The sequence below is a fragment of the Vibrio scophthalmi LMG 19158 genome, assembly GCF_000222585.1.
Classification (GTDB): domain Bacteria; phylum Pseudomonadota; class Gammaproteobacteria; order Enterobacterales; family Vibrionaceae; genus Vibrio; species Vibrio scophthalmi.
Map to the genome: position 1 here is coordinate 1 of NZ_AFWE01000037.1, position 702 is coordinate 702.

Below are 702 nucleotides of genomic sequence, written 5' to 3' on the forward strand. Positions count from 1 at the left end.
TATATGGACGCACCTCAGGATGCAATGGCTAATTGAAGGGTACGGTCGCTAACATATATTCGGCGTCTTTCTTGGTCAATTAAAGACCAGCGCCATGATGTAATTCGCTCCTTACTGTCTATTCAAAGCCTCGGTCTATAAGACCGGTTTCCTAATCAGAGTGTAGTAAGGATGGTTCACCGTTTCTTCATCAACTATTGCAAACTCAGTTGCCGTTTAGAATGTATTCCTTTTATCCAATTTACACAGGGTTGAAAGCCTGATTGATGTCATATTCAGTATTTTTTGCTAAAACGTGCCATGCTATCCGGCCGAGCTTGTTTGCTAGAGCAACGATAGTCTTGGCTTTGCCTCGTCGAGCGATAAGACCTCTCAACCAATAGCCCATAGCATTCTCTTTATCTGCCCCGCATCGGACAACTGCACGGGCACCATGAATGAACAATGTTCTTAAGTCGCGATTACCATTCTTCGATATTGCTCCGAGGCTACTTTTTCCACCCGTACTATTTTGTTTAGGGACTAATCCGCACCATGCAGAAAACTGACGACCATTTTTGAACTGTTTTCCAGAGCCAATTTCGCTGATAAGCGCAGCGGTCAATATTGGCCCAAAACCAGGAATGCTTTTAATGGCGCTATACCGAGGGTGCAGCTGACCTAACGCTGTTATCTTCTGAGTGAATTCATCAATTTTCCCAC

General features: G+C 44.3%; 1 protein-coding gene. It reads right to left on the bottom strand.

Annotated features, from left to right (window positions below):
- Positions 1-241 precede the first annotated feature (241 nt).
- On the bottom strand, positions 242-702 hold a 461-nt coding region (locus RH88_RS01645; RefSeq protein ID WP_005593016.1), incomplete at its 5' end, for an IS110 family RNA-guided transposase.